We start from the raw sequence: 15,771 nt of genomic DNA, 5'->3' as shown, positions 1-15,771 counted from the left end.
CCCATATATGAAAAATGCAACGTTCTACCTTCTGGACAATGACAACGCCGCTGACGGCTTAAACGCCGTCGAACAACTGGTGTGTGAAATTGCCGCAGAACGTTGGCGTAACGGTAAACGCGTGCTGATTGCCTGTGCCGATGAACAACAAGCAATTCGTCTGGATGAAGCGCTGTGGGCGCGCCCGGCGGAGAGCTTTGTGCCGCACAACCTGGCAGGCGAAGGACCACGCGGCGGTGCGCCGGTGGAGCTGGCCTGGCCACAAAAACGCAACAGCAGCCCGCGCGATATTTTGATCAGCCTGCGCGCGGAATTTGCAGATTTTGCCACCGCTTTCACAGAAGTGATAGACTTCGTTCCTCACGAAGATTCTCTGAAACAACTGGCGCGCGAACGCTATAAAGCGTACCGCATGGCTGGTTTCAACCTGAACACGGCAACCTGGAAATAATGGAAAAGACATACAACCCCAAAGATATCGAACAGCCGCTGTACGAGCAGTGGGAAAAGCAGGGCTATTTCAAACCGAACGGTGATGAAAGCCAGGAAAGCTTCTGCATCATGATCCCGCCGCCGAACGTCACCGGCAGTTTGCATATGGGCCACGCCTTCCAGCAGACCATCATGGACACCATGATCCGCTACCAGCGCATGCAGGGGAAAAACACCCTGTGGCAAGCGGGGACTGACCACGCGGGTATCGCCACCCAAATGGTGGTTGAGCGTAAAATTGCCGCCGAAGAGGGTAAAACCCGCCACGACTACGGTCGCGACGCCTTTATCGACAAAATCTGGCAGTGGAAAGCGGAATCCGGCGGTACCATTACCCGCCAGATGCGCCGTCTCGGTAACTCCGTAGACTGGGATCGTGAACGCTTCACCATGGACGAAGGCCTCTCCAACGCCGTAAAAGAAGTGTTCGTCCGCCTGTATAAAGAAGACTTAATTTACCGTGGCAAACGCCTGGTGAACTGGGATCCAAAACTGCGCACGGCGATTTCCGATCTGGAAGTGGAAAACCGCGAGTCGAAAGGCTCAATGTGGCATATCCGCTACCCGCTGGCCGACGGTGCGAAAACCGCCGACGGTAAAGATTACCTGGTGGTTGCCACCACGCGCCCGGAAACCCTGCTGGGTGATACCGGCGTGGCGGTGAACCCGGAAGATCCGCGCTACAAAGATCTGATTGGCAAATTCGTGGTGCTGCCGCTGGTGAACCGCCGCATTCCGATTGTGGGCGACGAACACGCCGACATGGAAAAAGGCACCGGCTGCGTGAAAATCACCCCGGCGCACGACTTTAACGACTATGAAGTCGGCCGTCGCCACAAGCTGCCAATGATCAACATTCTGACCTTTGACGGTGATATCCGTGAAAGCGCACAGGTGTACGACACCAACGGCAACGAATCTGACGTTTATCCGGCGGATATCCCGGCTGAGTTCCAGAAGCTGGAGCGTTTTGCCGCGCGTAAAGCTATCGTCGCGGCTGTTGACGCGCTTGGCCTGCTGGAAGAGATCAAACCGCACGACCTGACTGTTCCGTACGGCGATCGCGGCGGCGTGGTTATCGAACCAATGCTCACCGACCAGTGGTATGTGCGTGCCGATGTGCTGGCGAAACCGGCGGTGGAAGCCGTTGAAAATGGCGACATTCAGTTCGTGCCGAAACAGTACGAAAACATGTATTTCTCCTGGATGCGCGACATTCAGGACTGGTGTATCTCCCGTCAGCTGTGGTGGGGTCACCGCATTCCGGCGTGGTACGACAACGAAGGCAACGTTTATGTTGGCCGCAATGAAGACGAAGTGCGCCAGGAAAACAATCTGGCCGCCGATGTCGCCCTGCGCCAGGACGACGACGTACTGGATACCTGGTTCTCCTCCGCGCTGTGGACGTTCTCAACCCTCGGCTGGCCGGAAAACACCGACGCGCTGCGCCAGTTCCACCCGACCAGCGTGATGGTTTCCGGCTTTGACATTATCTTCTTCTGGATTGCGCGCATGATCATGATGACCATGCACTTCATCAAAGATGAAGACGGCAAGCCGCAGGTGCCGTTTAAAACCGTCTACATGACCGGTCTTATCCGCGATGATGAAGGCCAGAAGATGTCCAAATCCAAGGGCAACGTGATTGACCCGCTGGATATGGTTGACGGTATTTCGCTGGCAGATCTGCTGGAAAAACGCACCGGCAACATGATGCAGCCACAGCTGGCGGAGAAAATCCGCAAGCGCACCGAGAAACAGTTCCCGGACGGCATTGAACCGCACGGCACCGACGCCCTGCGTTTCACCCTCGCGGCGCTGGCTTCAACCGGCCGCGACATCAACTGGGATATGAAACGCCTGGAAGGTTACCGTAACTTCTGTAACAAGCTGTGGAACGCCAGCCGCTTTGTACTGATGAACACCGAAGATCAGGATTGCGGCTTCAACGGCGGTGAAATGGTGCTGTCACTGGCGGACCGCTGGATCCTGGCCGAATTCAACCAGACCATCAAAGCCTATCGTGACGCGCTGGATAACTTCCGTTTCGATATCGCGGCGGGCATTCTGTATGAGTTCACCTGGAACCAGTTCTGTGACTGGTATCTGGAGCTCACCAAACCGGTCATGAACGGTGGTTCTGAAGCGGAACTGCGTGGCACCCGTAACACGCTGGTCACCGTGCTGGAAGGTCTGCTGCGCCTTGCGCATCCGATCATTCCGTTTATCACCGAAACCATCTGGCAGCGCGTGAAAGTACTGAAAGGCATTACCGCCGACACCATTATGTTGCAGCCGTTCCCGCAGTACGACGCGGCGCAGGTGGATGAGAAAGCGCTGGCAGATACCGAGTGGCTGAAACAGGCGATCATCGCGGTACGTAATATTCGTGCTGAAATGAATATTGCGCCGGGTAAACCGCTGGAGCTGCTACTGCGTAGCGCGAACGAGGAAGCGAAGCGTCGTGTAAATGACAACCTGAGCTTCCTGCAAACACTGGCGCGTCTGGAGAGCATCACTGTCCTGCCTGCCAACGATAAGGGCCCGGTTTCAGTAACCAAAATCGTCGACGGCGCAGAATTGCTGATCCCAATGCTGGGTCTTATCGACAAAGACGCAGAGCTGGCACGTCTGGCGAAAGAAGTAGCGAAAGTTGAGCAGGAAATTGGCCGCATCGAAAGTAAGCTGGGCAACGAAGGTTTTGTGGCGCGCGCGCCGGAAGCGGTAATTGCCAAAGAACGCGAGAAGCTTGATGGCTACGCGGAAGCAAAAGCGAAGCTGATTGAGCAGCAGGCGGTTATCGCCGCGCTGTAATCATCGCGCATAAAAAAAGCCGGGCAGCGATGCCCGGCTTTTTTAATTTCTGGCCGGATAAGACATCATCACCATCCGGCGAATTACAGCACCGCCGGGTAGAATGACAAGCCGCGAGCCAGCAGATTCGCCGGATCTTTCGCGGGCTGCACACCATGATCTTCCAGTGGCAATGCTTCAAGGTCGCCATGAACATGGGTATTTTCCAGCAGATAACGGGTCATACGCACTTTCGCCCACGGCCATGCCAGGAACAGCGTGACGCAGCACACAATCATATTGCTGATGGAAATCCAGAACATACGGCCCATCGCCACCGTTGAGGAGAAACGAATGTTCCCTTCCAGCGCCAGTTGCCCGTAAATGTAGGCGCGCAGTTTCACAAACGCAAAAAGGAAGCAGACAATCGCCCCGACAATATAAATCAGGTAGCTCAGTACTAATTTGCCGTAAAGCGGCCCCATCATCAGCGCTAATTGCTCCGGATCGCCGCCCGCTGCATAAGCATATTCTGACATCGTAATGAATGACGGAATAATCATCACCATTACCAGCACAATAAACGGCACAAACAGCAGCATCGACAGCACTACAATGGTGATGCATTTTTTCATTGAAATTTCAGCCGAGAATTTCAGTTTGCCGTACTGCAAATTATTAATCAGCATGCCAAACCATTGCGCAGCATATACGCCCTGCATAATGGCAATACCCAGCAGTAATACCAATGTACCGATACCAATCATCACGGAAATAGCGCCATATGAGCCGCTACTTAATGCCGAAGTCACAAAGAGGGAGAACACTACCACCGAGGCGATAATAATCAACAGCGGGCAGCCCATCATCACCCACCAGGCGCGCAGAGGACTGGCGTAAAAATTAAACCGCACGCCGTTAATCTCTGTCATCAACATTTGATAACGCAGACCCTGAGTAATCAACCACGGGAAGAAAATCAGGAACAGGCCCATCATACAGAGCTGTAAAAGTACGTTCTGGTAGGCCACGTTAATAAAGAAAATCACATACAGCACTAACAGGCAGAGCCAGCCGACAAAAATAGAACGCCCGGTCGCATGATAAGAAAAACGCGCACCGCTAAGTTCAGTATTCTCATAAAAATAACGACGCGCGCGCACTAACGCCCACGGCAAATATAACCCCAGCGTTATTAAGGTCAGCAGAATATTGACCAGCCAAACCACGAAATAGCCCTTCCCGCTGCCCTGAAAGAGAAAATGGCGCACGGAAGCCGCCACGGAACCATGAGTTTCGGAAGTCATAACAATCCTTATCGTAAAAAAAGAAGCCAAGACAAATGCAGTCAACCACAACAATATTGCGAAATGGTTATCTCCACTATTAAGTCTAAATAGCTCCCGGTCAAAAAAATAGCGCCCAATATTCCTGGTCTTGCCAGAACGCCCTGGTAGTGGTATTAAGCAGGATCAGCTTATAACCCCAAAAACAGAGTGCAGAGATGAATGTGACCGCTCCGGTAGAGGTAAAAATGCGCCGGATTGCTGCCGCCGACAACGCAGCAATCGCATCTGTGATCCGCCAGGTATCTGCGGAATATGGCCTCACCGCCGATAAAGGCTACACCGTTGCCGACCCCGAACTGGATGAGCTCTATCAGTTATATAGCCGCCCGGGTTGCGCCTATTGGGTCGTGGAGCAAAACGGCGAAGTGGTGGGCGGCGGCGGCGTCGCGCCACTGAAATGTAGCGAGCCGGACATCTGCGAACTGCAAAAAATGTACTTCCTCTCCAGCGCGCGTGGGCAAGGGTTGGCGAAGAAACTGGCGCAAATGGCGCTGGAACACGCCCGCGCGCAGGGTTTTAACCGCTGTTATCTGGAAACCACTGCTTTTCTGACCGACGCCATTGGGCTTTATGAACGCCTTGGCTTTGAGCATATCGACGGCCCGCTCGGCTGCACCGGCCACGTAGACTGCGAAGTGCGGATGCTGAAAACCCTGTAACCCTGAAGCATCCCGAGGCCTTACACCGGTACGCCGCTGTGAAAGCGGAACTCCGCATCCGGTGTTGAGATAAGCAATGCTTCCACTTCACCGAAATGGCGCACACGCGGGCTGATATCAGTGGTCGAAATCTGCTGCGCCAGCGCCAGGTAATCCTGATAGTGACGCGCTTCAGAGCGCAGCAACGACAGGTAAAATTTCTGCAAGTCCTCGTCCAGCCACGGCGCCAATGCTGCAAAACGCTCGCAGGAGCGCGCTTCGATATAGGCACCGCAGATTAACTTATCGACCAGTGTCAGTGGTTCATGCGTGCGAACCTCTTTGAGCATCCCTTTCGCATAACGGCTGGCGGTAATTTTCACGTAGGGAATGTTACGGGCGAGCATGGCTTCCCGCACCTGCCAGAAGTGGTGTAACTCCTCTTTGATCAACAGCACCATGCTATCAATCAGCGCTTGGCCCCAGGCATCGTCAGTTTGCGGCATCACACTTTTGCCAATCAGCTTATGCAGCGCGACAAAATCCGGCTCCGGCCCCTCGCGAAAAGTAAATTCTTCATAGGGTTTCAGCCACGCCAGTAGCGCGTCCGAACCGCTTTTATCCGCCACATAACGGCGCACCAGCAGCATGGCGGTTTGCGCCGCTTTCAGTTCGCACACCATATGATCGGTAAGCAGCAGCGGCAGCATTGATGGATCGCGCGCTTTGTCCAGCCAGGATTGCGGTGTCGGGCAGTGCAGAAAGTTTAAAACCGGGGAGAGTATTTGCGGGTAATCCATGATGGTTCCTTGCATTGCGGCAGCGAACGCTGCCGCAATATTTACTCAGTGACGAACACCGTCATCTTCTTCGTCGACGTAATCCTCGTCGTCATCGTCACTCTCTTCGCCGTTCGGGTCTTCGTAGTAAGTTCCCCAACCGTCGTATTCAACGTCGAATTTCTCAGCCAGGTTAAGCAGTTGTTCCACTTGGGCGTCGATCAGATCGGCGTTCAGCGCGCTTTCACTCAGTACGTCACAGCAGATAACCACTTCACCTTCGTCCAGTTCCAGCTCTTCCGGCTCTGTCACTTCGTAGCCCAGTTTAAAGGCTTCAACAGCGGCTTTTTCCAGCGTTTCGAAATCATCTGCCGACAGGTGATGCTCAATGGTATACAGCGCATCAGGATCGCTGCCATCTTCCAGCAATTCTTCAATAATCAAACGCGTCTCTTCGCGCTGTTCTTCCAGGTGTTCCGGGTTCGCCATGGCTCGTTCCTCATCAATGTGGCAGATACACTTATTGTCACACACCGCTGGCATTGCCTCCACTCCTCGCCGAAAAGATTTATAACACGGGGTTGCAAATGAATATTCATACATATAAATTGAATTTTAATTCAATAAGTGGCCTTCGCCATGTGAGGGAAATATGTCCGCGTTTTATCAAAAGCATTTTTTGAAACTGCTCGATTTTACACCTGCTGAAATCAATACCCTGCTGCAACTCGCCGCGCAGCTGAAAGCGGATAAGAAAAAAGGTCAGGAAGTCCAGAAACTTACCGGGAAAAATATCGCGCTCATCTTCGAAAAAGACTCAACCCGCACACGATGCTCTTTCGAAGTTGCCGCATATGATCAAGGTGCTCGCGTAACGTATCTCGGCCCAAGCGGCAGCCAAATCGGACATAAAGAATCAATAAAAGACACGGCGCGCGTACTGGGGCGCATGTACGACGGCATTCAATATCGTGGTTATGGCCAGGAGATTGTCGAAACGCTGGCGCAATACGCAGGCGTACCGGTGTGGAACGGTTTAACCACTGAATTCCACCCGACTCAATTGCTGGCCGACCTTCTGACCATGCGCGAGCACTTGCCGGGCAAAGCCTTTAACCAGATGAAATTGGTTTACGCCGGAGATGCGCGTAACAACATGGGCAACTCCATGCTGGAAGCCGCCGCGCTGATGGGTTTGGATCTGCGTCTTGTCGCGCCAAAAGCCTGCTGGCCAGAAGCAAGCCTGGTAGCAGAATGCAAAGCGCTGGCGGTGAAAAACGGCGGCAACATTCTGCTGACGGAAGATATCGCCGCCGGCGTGAAGGACGCGGATTTCATTTACACCGATGTGTGGGTATCGATGGGCGAAGCGAAAGAGAAGTGGGCGGAGCGTATCGCGCTGCTGCGGCCTTACCAGGTCAACAGCAAAATGTTGTCGCTCACTGGTAACCCGCAGGTGAAATTCCTGCACTGCCTGCCCGCATTTCATGACGATAAGACCACGCTCGGCGAGAAAATGGCGGAAGAGTTTGGTCTGCACGGCGGCATGGAAGTGACTGACGAGGTATTTGAATCACCGGCAAGCATTGTGTTTGATCAGGCGGAAAACCGGATGCACACCATCAAAGCAGTGATGGTTGCCACCCTCAGCAAGTAACGCAATAAGCCCGGTTGCGCAGCGCGACCGGGCATTACGCTTATGCAATCAGCAGCTTCACGACAACTTTACGCACCTGCGCCGGCGCCTTTACCGCACACAGCGGTTTGTGAACTTCGCCGGGGTAGAACACCACAAAATCCCCTTCGCTCAGTACCACCGTCTTTTCCTGCCCGCCTTCCGGCAAAAACGCAATGTCTTTATCCGCCAACCAGTCGGTGTCCGGCGCGCCCGCGGGCTGGGTGCTGAAGGTCATCCCTTCCTGGCCTTTCAGTACAATTTGAATATCCAGATAACGTGCGTGGTACTCGGCTCGACGCTCCGCAAACGGCTGGGTCATATCTTCGGATACCAAAAAGAACAGGCGGTTGCCGTCGATATCATGTTTGCCAGCGGGAGTCGCGTCGGTGACGTGCTGCTTAACGTGTTCAATAGCCTGGCGCAGCTCTTCCGGCAGCCAGGATTGTAAATTGTGAATATTGCCAACGATCATGGTGTAGCCCTCAACATAAAACATCGTTTCATTTTTAGCTTTTATACGAAAATTCACACTGCCATACCACCACTTTTTACCGGAGATTTGTTGCAATGCATGTTTATTGGAAAATATGTTATATGCCTGTTAAGACCGGGTAGTCTTTTATGCAGTAAATATGCATAAAGCCCAAACCGAAGCGCCAGCAATACGTGGTGACATACTGATAAAAAAGCAGTTATTTAAAAAAATTTTGCCCGATCACACTTTAGCACCCCATCAATTTGCGCATTCATTCACTGGTTATTTCCCTTTTTTGCCACCAGCAGAATCGTTCTATTCATTTTTTTGCATATCTATTCCACTCGTTACGATTAAAACTTATTAATCAATGCGTTACATATTCATATAAATTGATGAATAGCTACAAAACAATAACAACCATGAATAAGTTCAGCCATTAATGCGTAAGCATTCATCTTTATAATTAGGCTAATTCTCTATTCCCTGATGCGAATCATGCAATTGAACGGCGGCGATTTAATATCCCATTCGACGTGAGCGTAATCACACTATTAATTCTTACGGCTTCTACTATGAGCCATGAAATTAATCATCATTAACACGCAAAGAAATTAATCATATTTCATTGCGCGCCCCTTTTTATTCTGAAAAAAAGTTAAAGGAATAATTATGGAAAATCACTACGTCGCTTCTGAAATAGGTCAATTGCGTAGCGTTATGCTGCACCGCCCCAATTTAAGCCTGAAACGGTTAACACCGTCGAATTGTCAGGAGCTGCTATTCGATGACGTGTTATCGGTTGAACGCGCAGGGGAAGAGCATGACGCCTTTGCAAACACGCTGCGCGAGCAGGGTGTGGAAGTCCTGCTGTTGACCGATCTTCTGACACAAACGCTTGATATTGCAGAGGCAAAAGCCTGGCTGCTGGAAATCCAGATCTCTGATTATCGCCTTGGCCCAACCTTCGCCGCAGACGTACGCAGCTGGCTGGCGGATATGCCGCACCGTGAACTGGCACGGCGGCTCAGCGGTGGATTAACCTACGGCGAGATCCCGGCATTTATTAAAAATATGGTAGTGGATACCCACACGGCGAATGATTTTATTATGAAGCCGCTGCCCAACCATTTATTTACCCGTGACACGTCGTGCTGGATTTATAACGGCGTGTCGATTAATCCGATGGCCAAACCTGCCCGCCAGCGGGAAACGAATAATCTGCGCGCTATTTATCGCTGGCATCCGGCATTCGCCGATGGCGATTTTATTAAATACTTTGGCGACGCGAATATTAATTACGATCACGCCACGCTGGAGGGTGGCGATGTATTAGTGATTGGTCGCGGCGCGGTATTAATTGGCCTGTCTGAACGGACTACACCGCAAGGCGTAGAATTTCTTGCCAATAGCCTGTTCAAACACCGCCAAGCTGAACGCGTTATCGTTGTCGAACTGCCGAAACACCGCTCCTGCATGCACCTCGACACGGTGATGACCCATATCGATATCGACACCTTCTCCGTTTACCCCGAAGTAGTGCGTAAAGACGCCCACTGCTGGACGCTCACCCCGGACGGGCGCGGCGGCCTGCAACGCACGCAGGAAAGCGACCTGCTACACGCCATCGAAAAAGCGCTCGGGATTGACCAGATCCGGCTTATCACCACCGGTGGCGACGCCTTTGAAGCTGAACGCGAACAGTGGAATGACGCCAACAACGTCCTCACGCTGCGCCCCGGCGTGGTTGTGGGCTACGAACGCAATATCTGGACCAACGAAAAATATGACAAAGCCGGGATCACCGTGCTGCCGATCCCCGGCGACGAACTGGGACGCGGGCGCGGCGGTGCGCGTTGCATGAGCTGTCCACTCGAACGCGACGGCATTTAAAGGAGCCATCATGGAAAGAAAACCCACGCTGGTTGTCGCCCTAGGTGGCAACGCGCTGCTGAAACGCGGTGAACCGCTGGAAGCGAATATCCAGCGCCAGAACATTGACCTTGCCGCGCGCACCATCGCCGGGCTGACCGCGCAGTGGCGCGTGGTGCTGGTACACGGCAACGGGCCGCAGGTCGGCTTGCTGGCGCTGCAAAACAGCGCTTACGACAAAGTTACCCCTTACCCGCTCGATATTCTCGGCGCAGAAAGCCAGGGGATGATTGGCTACATGCTGCAACAGTCGCTGAAAAACAACCTGCCACAGCGCGAAGTCAGCGTCCTGCTCACACAAGTGGAAGTGGATGCCAGTGACCCGGCATTCAGCAACCCCAGCAAATACATCGGCCCGGTTTACAGCGAGGCGCAAGCCCAAACGCTGCAGCAGGAAAAAGGCTGGGTATTTAAGGCCGATGGTCGCTATTTCCGCCGCGTGGTGCCCTCCCCGCAACCCAAACGCATTGTTGAAAGCGACGCCATTAGCGCGCTGATAAACCGCGATCACCTGGTGATTTGCAATGGCGGCGGCGGCGTGCCGGTGGTGGAAAACGCCAACGGCTACCACGGCATCGAAGCGGTGATCGACAAAGATCTCTCGGCGGCGCTACTGGCGCGGCAAATCGAAGCCGACGCCCTGCTGATCCTGACCGATGCCGACGCGGTGTACCTCGACTGGGGCAAACCCACGCAGCGCCCGCTGGCGCAAGTCACCCCGGACATGCTGCAAGGCATGCAGTTCGACGCAGGCTCAATGGGGCCAAAGGTCGCCGCCTGCCGCCAGTTTGTCGAGCAGTGTCACGGCATCGCGGGCATTGGCGCGCTGGCAGATGGCCCGGCCATTCTCGCCGGGGACAAAGGCACATTGATTCGTTACTGATTTAAAAAAGGAAATCTCATGAGCATCAACCTGAAAAACCGCAACTTTCTCAAACTGCTCGACTACACCCCGGCGGAGATCCAGTACCTGATCGATCTGGCTATTCAGCTAAAAGCAGACAAAAAAGCAGGGCGCGAGAAGAAAACGCTGGTTGGCAAAAACATCGCGCTGATTTTTGAAAAAACCTCCACCCGCACCCGCTGCGCGTTTGAAGTCGGCGCGTTCGATCAGGGCGCGCAGGTGACTTATCTCGGCCCAAGCGGTTCGCAGATTGGCCACAAAGAGTCGATGAAAGACACCGCTCGCGTACTGGGGCGCATGTATGACGGCATCGAATACCGTGGTTATGGCCAGCAGATTGTGGAAGAGCTGGGCGAATACGCGGGCGTGCCAGTGTGGAACGGGCTGACCAACGAGTTTCACCCGACGCAGATCCTCGCGGATCTGATGACCATGCTGGAACACGCGCCGGGTAAACGTCTGCCGGATCTGCGCTTTGCCTATCTGGGCGATGCGCGCAACAACATGGGTAACTCGCTAATGGTCGGCGCGGCGAAGATGGGCATGGATATCCGCCTGGTGGCACCAAAATCCTTCTGGCCGGAGTCAGCACTGGTTGAACAGTGCCGCACCATCGCCCGTGAAACCGGCGCGCGCATCATGCTCACCGAGGACGTGGAAGAAGGTGTGCAGGGCGTCGATTTCCTCTACACCGATGTGTGGGTGTCGATGGGCGAGCCGAAAGAAGCGTGGTCCGAGCGCGTCAGCCTGATGAAACCCTACCAGGTAAACGGTGCGGTGGTGAAAGCCACCGGCAATCCGCAGGTGAAATTTATGCACTGCCTGCCCGCATTTCATAACGAGCACACCAAAGTGGGCGGCGAGATCGAAATGGCGTATGGCCTGAAAGGGCTGGAAGTCACCGAAGAGGTTTTCGAATCGCCTAACTCTATCGTTTTTGATGAAGCAGAAAACCGGATGCACACCATCAAAGCGGTGATGGTGGCAACCCTCGGCGACTAACCACTCCCCCGGCGCGCCGCGGGTGCGCCGGGGTTAAGGAGCACATCATGGGCAAGTTCAAATTCCCTTCCGCTTACACCATTCTCTTTTTGTTGATCGCCATTGTCGCCGCGCTCAGCTGGGTGATCCCCGCCGGGCAATACCAAATGGCAATGAACACGGCACTTGGCAAAGAAGTGCCGATTGCCGGTACTTATGCGCATGTCGCCGCGCATCCACAAGGGTTAATCGCAGTGATCATGGCGCCGATAAGTGGTCTTTACGATCCTGATACCGGCCAGGCAGGTGCAATCGATGTGGCGCTGTTTATTCTGATCATCGGCGGATTTCTTGGCATCGTCACCAAAACGGGCGCTATTGACGCCGGGATCGAGCGCGTAACGACACGTTTGCGTGGCCGTGAAGAGTGGATGATCCCGATCCTGATGGCGTTGTTTGCCGCAGGCGGCACCATCTACGGTATGGCGGAAGAGTCGCTGCCATTTTATACGCTGCTGGTTCCCGTGATGCTCGCCGCCCGTTTTGATCCGGTTGTCGCCGCCTCCACCGTGCTGCTCGGCGCAGGGATCGGCACACTCGGATCGACCATCAACCCCTTCGCCACGGTGATCGCCGCTAACGCCGCCGGGATCCCGTTTACCCACGGCATCCTCCTGCGTGTTGCACTGCTGGTGATTGGCTGGGTGATTTGCGTTGCCTGGGTGATGCGCTACGCCCGTAAAGTGCGCGCCAATCCGGCGCTGTCTATCGTCGCCGACAAACAGGACGAGGATCGGGCATTTTTCCTCGGCAATAAATCGCCGGAGATGCTCGAATTCACCCCGGTGCGCAAACTGATCCTGCTTATCTTCGCGCTGGCCTTTGTGGTGATGATTTACGGCGTGGCAGTGCTTGGCTGGTGGATGGCGCAGATTTCAGCAGTGTTTCTGGCAAGCGCCATCATCGTGGGTTTGATCGCCCGCATGAGCGAAGAGGAATTGACCTCAACATTTATCAACGGTGCACGGGATCTGCTGGGCGTAGCGCTGATTATCGGCATTGCCCGCGGTATCGTAGTGATCATGGATAAAGGTATGATTACTCATACTATTTTGCACAGCGCCGAAGGCATGGTCAGCGGATTGTCCACCGTTGCGTTTATCAACGTTATGTACTGGCTGGAAGTGGTGCTGTCGTTCCTCGTGCCCTCTTCTTCTGGTCTTGCAGTGCTGACGATGCCGATTATGGCGCCACTGGCCGATTTCGCTAACGTCAACCGTGAACTGGTCGTCACCGCGTACCAATCGGCTTCCGGTATTGTCAACCTGGTGACCCCCACGTCGGCAGTGGTGATGGGCGGACTGGCAATCGCCCATGTTCCCTATGTGCGCTACCTGAAATGGGTCGCGCCATTGCTGGCGATATTAACGGTGGTGATCATGGTGGCACTCAGCCTTGGCGCTCTGCTGTAGCGCGCCGGGTGGCGCTTTGCTTACCCGGTCTGTGGATAATATACAGGCCCGGTAAGCATGGCGTTGCCGGGCGTTTTGTTTCGGCAACCAATACGGGAAAAGAGATGATGGAATATGGAGATTATTCACCGAAAGAGCAGCTACAACTGGCGGTCTGCCAACGCCTGATCAGCGAAAAAAGTTATCTTTCACAGGAGGAGATCCGCCGCGATTTGCAGTGCCACGGCTTCGACAGTATCAGCCAGTCCACCGTTTCCCGCCTGTTGAAACTGCTCGGTGTAATCAAAATTCGCAACGCCAAAGGACAAAAAATTTATTCGCTGAATCCGCAGTCACGCCCGGTGCCGGACGCGGCCCGCTCCGTCTCCGAAATGGTGGTTAGCGTTGAGCATAATAGCGAATTTATCCTTATTCACACCGTGGCGGGGTATGGCCGCGCAGTGGCAAGAATTCTGGATTACCACCAGTTGCCGGAGATCCTCGGCGTGGTAGCAGGGAGCAGTATCGTCTGGGTCGCCCCGAGGATAGTGAAGCACACCGCGTTAGTGCATAAGCAAATTAATTATTTACTTAGAACGCATTAATATTCAAAGAGAACCGTTTGCATTGCGTAAAATGTGCATCAATCGCTTGATCCGCGAAAACAGCTGCGTATAATCCGGGACAATTTGCCGGGAGGAAGAATGGTCCAGTGTGTACGACAAACTGTCTTACCGCGTCTGAAAAAAGGCGCTGGCCTGCCGTTTTCCTTTCCCGTTGTAAACCCAATTCCACAGCCCCTCTATTGAGGGGCTTTTTTTTGCGCAGTCGTCAGGAGATAACCATGGCTAACCCGCTATATCAGAAACATATCATTTCCATAAACGATCTCAGCCGCGAAGAACTCGAACTGGTGCTAAATACCGCCGCACGCCTGAAGGCCAACCCGCAGCCGGAGTTGCTCAAGCATAAAGTGATCGCCAGTTGCTTCTTTGAAGCGTCCACCCGCACGCGTTTATCGTTTGAAACCTCCATGCACCGCCTCGGCGCGAGCGTGGTCGGTTTCTCCGACAGCAGCAACACGTCGCTGGGCAAAAAAGGCGAAACGCTGGCCGACACCATTTCGGTGATCAGCACCTATGTGGACGCGATTGTTATGCGCCATCCGCAAGAGGGCGCAGCGCGTCTGGCGACTGAGTTTTCCGGCGGCATTCCGGTGCTCAACGCTGGTGACGGCGCTAACCAGCATCCGACGCAAACGCTGCTCGACCTGTTCACCATTCAGGAAACACAAGGCCGCCTCCAGAATCTCAATATTGCGATGGTCGGCGACCTGAAATATGGCCGCACCGTGCATTCGCTGGCGCAGGCGCTGGCGAAATTCAGCGGCAACCGCTTCTACTTTATCGCCCCGGACGCGCTGGCGATGCCGCAGTACATTCTCGATATGCTGGACGAAAAAGGCATGGCCTGGAGCGTACACGCCAGCATCGAAGAGGTGATGACCGAGGTGGACATCCTCTATATGACACGCGTGCAGAAAGAGCGTCTGGACCCGTCGGAATACGCCAACGTCAAAGCCCAATTTGTCCTGCGCGCCAGCGATTTAACCAACGCGCGCAGCAATATGAAGGTGCTGCACCCGCTGCCGCGCGTGGATGAAATTACTACCGACGTGGATAAAACGCCGCACGCCTGGTATTTCCAGCAGGCCGGTAACGGCATCTTCGCCCGCCAGGCTCTGCTGGCGCTGGTTCTCAATCGCGATTTGGCGCTGTAAGGAGAAACGACAATGACACACGATAATAAACTGCAGGTCGAAGCCATCAAACGCGGCACCGTGATTGACCACATCCCGGCGCGCGTCGGGTTTAAATTGCTGACGCTGTTTAAGCTGACGGAAACCGATCAGCGCATCACCATCGGCCTGAATCTGCCGTCCGGCGAGATGGGGCGCAAAGATTTGATCAAGATCGAGAACACGTTTCTTACCGACGAGCAGGTAAACCAACTGGCGCTGTACGCACCGCAGGCCACGGTCAACCGTATCGACGAGTATGAAGTGGTGGGCAAATCGCGCCCGAGCCTGCCAGAGCGCATCACTGGTGTACTGGTGTGCCCGAACAGCAACTGCATCAGCCATGCAGAGCCGGTCGCCTCCAGCTTTGCGGTGAAAAAACGCGAAAGCGACATCGCGCTGAAGTGTAAGTATTGTGAGAAAGAGTTCTCACACCATGTGGTACTGGCTAACTAATTGCGGTTGGTATTGCGTTTTTCCCTCCCTATAATGGGGCGGAAC

General features: G+C 54.1%; 18 protein-coding genes. 13 read left to right on the top strand and 5 right to left on the bottom strand.

All coding sequences use genetic code 11. From position 1 onward, the window contains the following. Positions 1-7 precede the first annotated feature (7 nt). On the top strand, positions 8-451 hold the full coding sequence (holC, locus tag E0L21_RS05260) for a DNA polymerase III subunit chi (RefSeq protein ID WP_017459073.1): 444 nt from the start codon (positions 8-10) through the stop codon (positions 449-451). Further along, complete coding sequence (locus tag E0L21_RS05255) at positions 451-3,306, top strand: valine--tRNA ligase (protein WP_131407385.1); 2,856 nt, start codon at positions 451-453, stop codon at positions 3,304-3,306. Before holC ends, E0L21_RS05255 begins: the two co-directional genes overlap by 1 nt. A gap of 83 nt (positions 3,307-3,389) precedes the next feature. Here E0L21_RS05255 and E0L21_RS05250 read toward each other — a convergent pair whose 3' ends face one another. Beyond that, entirely contained in the window at positions 3,390-4,592 is a 1,203-nt protein-coding gene (locus tag E0L21_RS05250) for a YjgN family protein (protein WP_131407383.1), read from the bottom strand. A gap of 197 nt (positions 4,593-4,789) precedes the next feature. Here E0L21_RS05250 and E0L21_RS05245 point away from each other — a divergent pair, with 197 nt between their 5' ends. Further along, on the top strand, positions 4,790-5,293 hold the full coding sequence (locus E0L21_RS05245) for a GNAT family N-acetyltransferase (protein ID WP_131407381.1): 504 nt from the start codon (positions 4,790-4,792) through the stop codon (positions 5,291-5,293). A gap of 20 nt (positions 5,294-5,313) precedes the next feature. Here the strand turns inward: E0L21_RS05245 and miaE are convergent, their stop codons facing one another. Continuing rightward, a complete protein-coding gene (miaE, locus tag E0L21_RS05240) occupies positions 5,314-6,072 on the bottom strand; it encodes a tRNA isopentenyl-2-thiomethyl-A-37 hydroxylase MiaE (RefSeq protein ID WP_131407379.1) in 759 nt (252 codons plus the stop codon). Positions 6,073-6,117: 45 nt separating this feature from the next. Further along, positions 6,118-6,540: a ribonuclease E inhibitor RraB gene (rraB, locus tag E0L21_RS05235; RefSeq protein WP_131407377.1), complete on the bottom strand. Its 423-nt coding sequence runs from the start codon at positions 6,538-6,540 to the stop codon at positions 6,118-6,120. A 98-nt stretch (positions 6,541-6,638) separates the two neighbouring features. Here rraB and argL point away from each other — a divergent pair, with 98 nt between their 5' ends. Together argL and argF (E0L21_RS05230) are read left to right on the top strand one after the other, a co-directional pair. Continuing rightward, positions 6,639-6,734 (top strand): putative translational regulatory protein ArgL, encoded by a 96-nt coding sequence (gene argL, locus E0L21_RS25445; protein WP_235855201.1) that lies wholly within the window; start codon positions 6,639-6,641, stop codon positions 6,732-6,734. After that, positions 6,704-7,708, top strand: coding sequence for an ornithine carbamoyltransferase (gene argF, locus E0L21_RS05230; protein ID WP_131407375.1), 1,005 nt, complete (start codon positions 6,704-6,706; stop codon positions 7,706-7,708). Before argL ends, argF (E0L21_RS05230) begins: the two co-directional genes overlap by 31 nt. A 40-nt stretch (positions 7,709-7,748) precedes the next feature. Here argF (E0L21_RS05230) and E0L21_RS05225 read toward each other — a convergent pair whose 3' ends face one another. Continuing rightward, complete coding sequence (locus E0L21_RS05225) at positions 7,749-8,201, bottom strand: YhcH/YjgK/YiaL family protein (protein ID WP_131407463.1); 453 nt, start codon at positions 8,199-8,201, stop codon at positions 7,749-7,751. A gap of 675 nt (positions 8,202-8,876) precedes the next feature. Between E0L21_RS05225 and arcA the strand changes: the two genes are divergently transcribed. The 5 genes from arcA to E0L21_RS05200 all read left to right on the top strand — a co-directional run bounded on the left by arcA (position 8,877) and on the right by E0L21_RS05200 (position 14,077). Then, positions 8,877-10,097, top strand: coding sequence for an arginine deiminase (arcA, locus tag E0L21_RS05220; protein WP_131407373.1), 1,221 nt, complete (start codon positions 8,877-8,879; stop codon positions 10,095-10,097). Positions 10,098-10,107: 10 nt separating this feature from the next. After that, positions 10,108-11,019 carry a carbamate kinase gene (gene arcC, locus E0L21_RS05215; RefSeq protein ID WP_131407371.1) on the top strand — a complete coding sequence of 304 codons (912 nt, stop codon included), beginning with the start codon at positions 10,108-10,110 and terminating at the stop codon, positions 11,017-11,019. An 18-nt stretch (positions 11,020-11,037) separates the two neighbouring features. Beyond that, positions 11,038-12,042 carry an ornithine carbamoyltransferase gene (gene argF / locus E0L21_RS05210; RefSeq protein WP_131407369.1) on the top strand — a complete coding sequence of 335 codons (1,005 nt, stop codon included), beginning with the start codon at positions 11,038-11,040 and terminating at the stop codon, positions 12,040-12,042. Positions 12,043-12,089: 47 nt separating this feature from the next. Further along, positions 12,090-13,493: a YfcC family protein gene (locus E0L21_RS05205; RefSeq protein WP_131407367.1), complete on the top strand. Its 1,404-nt coding sequence runs from the start codon at positions 12,090-12,092 to the stop codon at positions 13,491-13,493. 104 nt (positions 13,494-13,597) lie between these two features. Beyond that, positions 13,598-14,077: an arginine repressor gene (locus E0L21_RS05200; protein ID WP_131407365.1), complete on the top strand. Its 480-nt coding sequence runs from the start codon at positions 13,598-13,600 to the stop codon at positions 14,075-14,077. Between the two features lie 3 nt (positions 14,078-14,080). On the opposite strand, the gene E0L21_RS05195 is transcribed toward E0L21_RS05200, so the two are convergent. After that, a complete protein-coding gene (locus E0L21_RS05195; RefSeq protein WP_131407363.1) occupies positions 14,081-14,197 on the bottom strand; it encodes a hypothetical protein in 117 nt (38 codons plus the stop codon). On the opposite strand from E0L21_RS05195, the gene E0L21_RS05190 reads away from it, so the two are divergent. Genes E0L21_RS05190 through pyrI form a run of 3 tightly spaced genes read left to right on the top strand, consistent with a single transcriptional unit; the run spans position 14,177 to position 15,726 of the window. After that, the gene (locus tag E0L21_RS05190; protein WP_170312053.1) at positions 14,177-14,281 is read left to right on the top strand and encodes a pyrBI operon leader peptide; all 105 of its coding nucleotides are present in this window, start codon (positions 14,177-14,179) and stop codon (positions 14,279-14,281) included. The two genes, E0L21_RS05195 and E0L21_RS05190, sit on opposite strands and share 21 nt — an antisense overlap. Before the next feature lie 35 nt (positions 14,282-14,316). Then, positions 14,317-15,252: an aspartate carbamoyltransferase gene (pyrB, locus tag E0L21_RS05185; RefSeq protein WP_131407359.1), complete on the top strand. Its 936-nt coding sequence runs from the start codon at positions 14,317-14,319 to the stop codon at positions 15,250-15,252. A 12-nt stretch (positions 15,253-15,264) separates the two neighbouring features. Then, positions 15,265-15,726 carry an aspartate carbamoyltransferase regulatory subunit gene (pyrI, locus tag E0L21_RS05180; RefSeq protein ID WP_017459088.1) on the top strand — a complete coding sequence of 154 codons (462 nt, stop codon included), beginning with the start codon at positions 15,265-15,267 and terminating at the stop codon, positions 15,724-15,726. Positions 15,727-15,771: the final 45 nt, after the last annotated feature.

The sequence above is a fragment of the Kosakonia quasisacchari genome, assembly GCF_004331415.1.
GTDB classification, from domain to species: Bacteria; Pseudomonadota; Gammaproteobacteria; order Enterobacterales; family Enterobacteriaceae; genus Kosakonia; species Kosakonia quasisacchari.
Note: the sequence above shows the minus strand (reverse complement) of the source record. Positions and strands in the feature narration are given on the sequence as shown.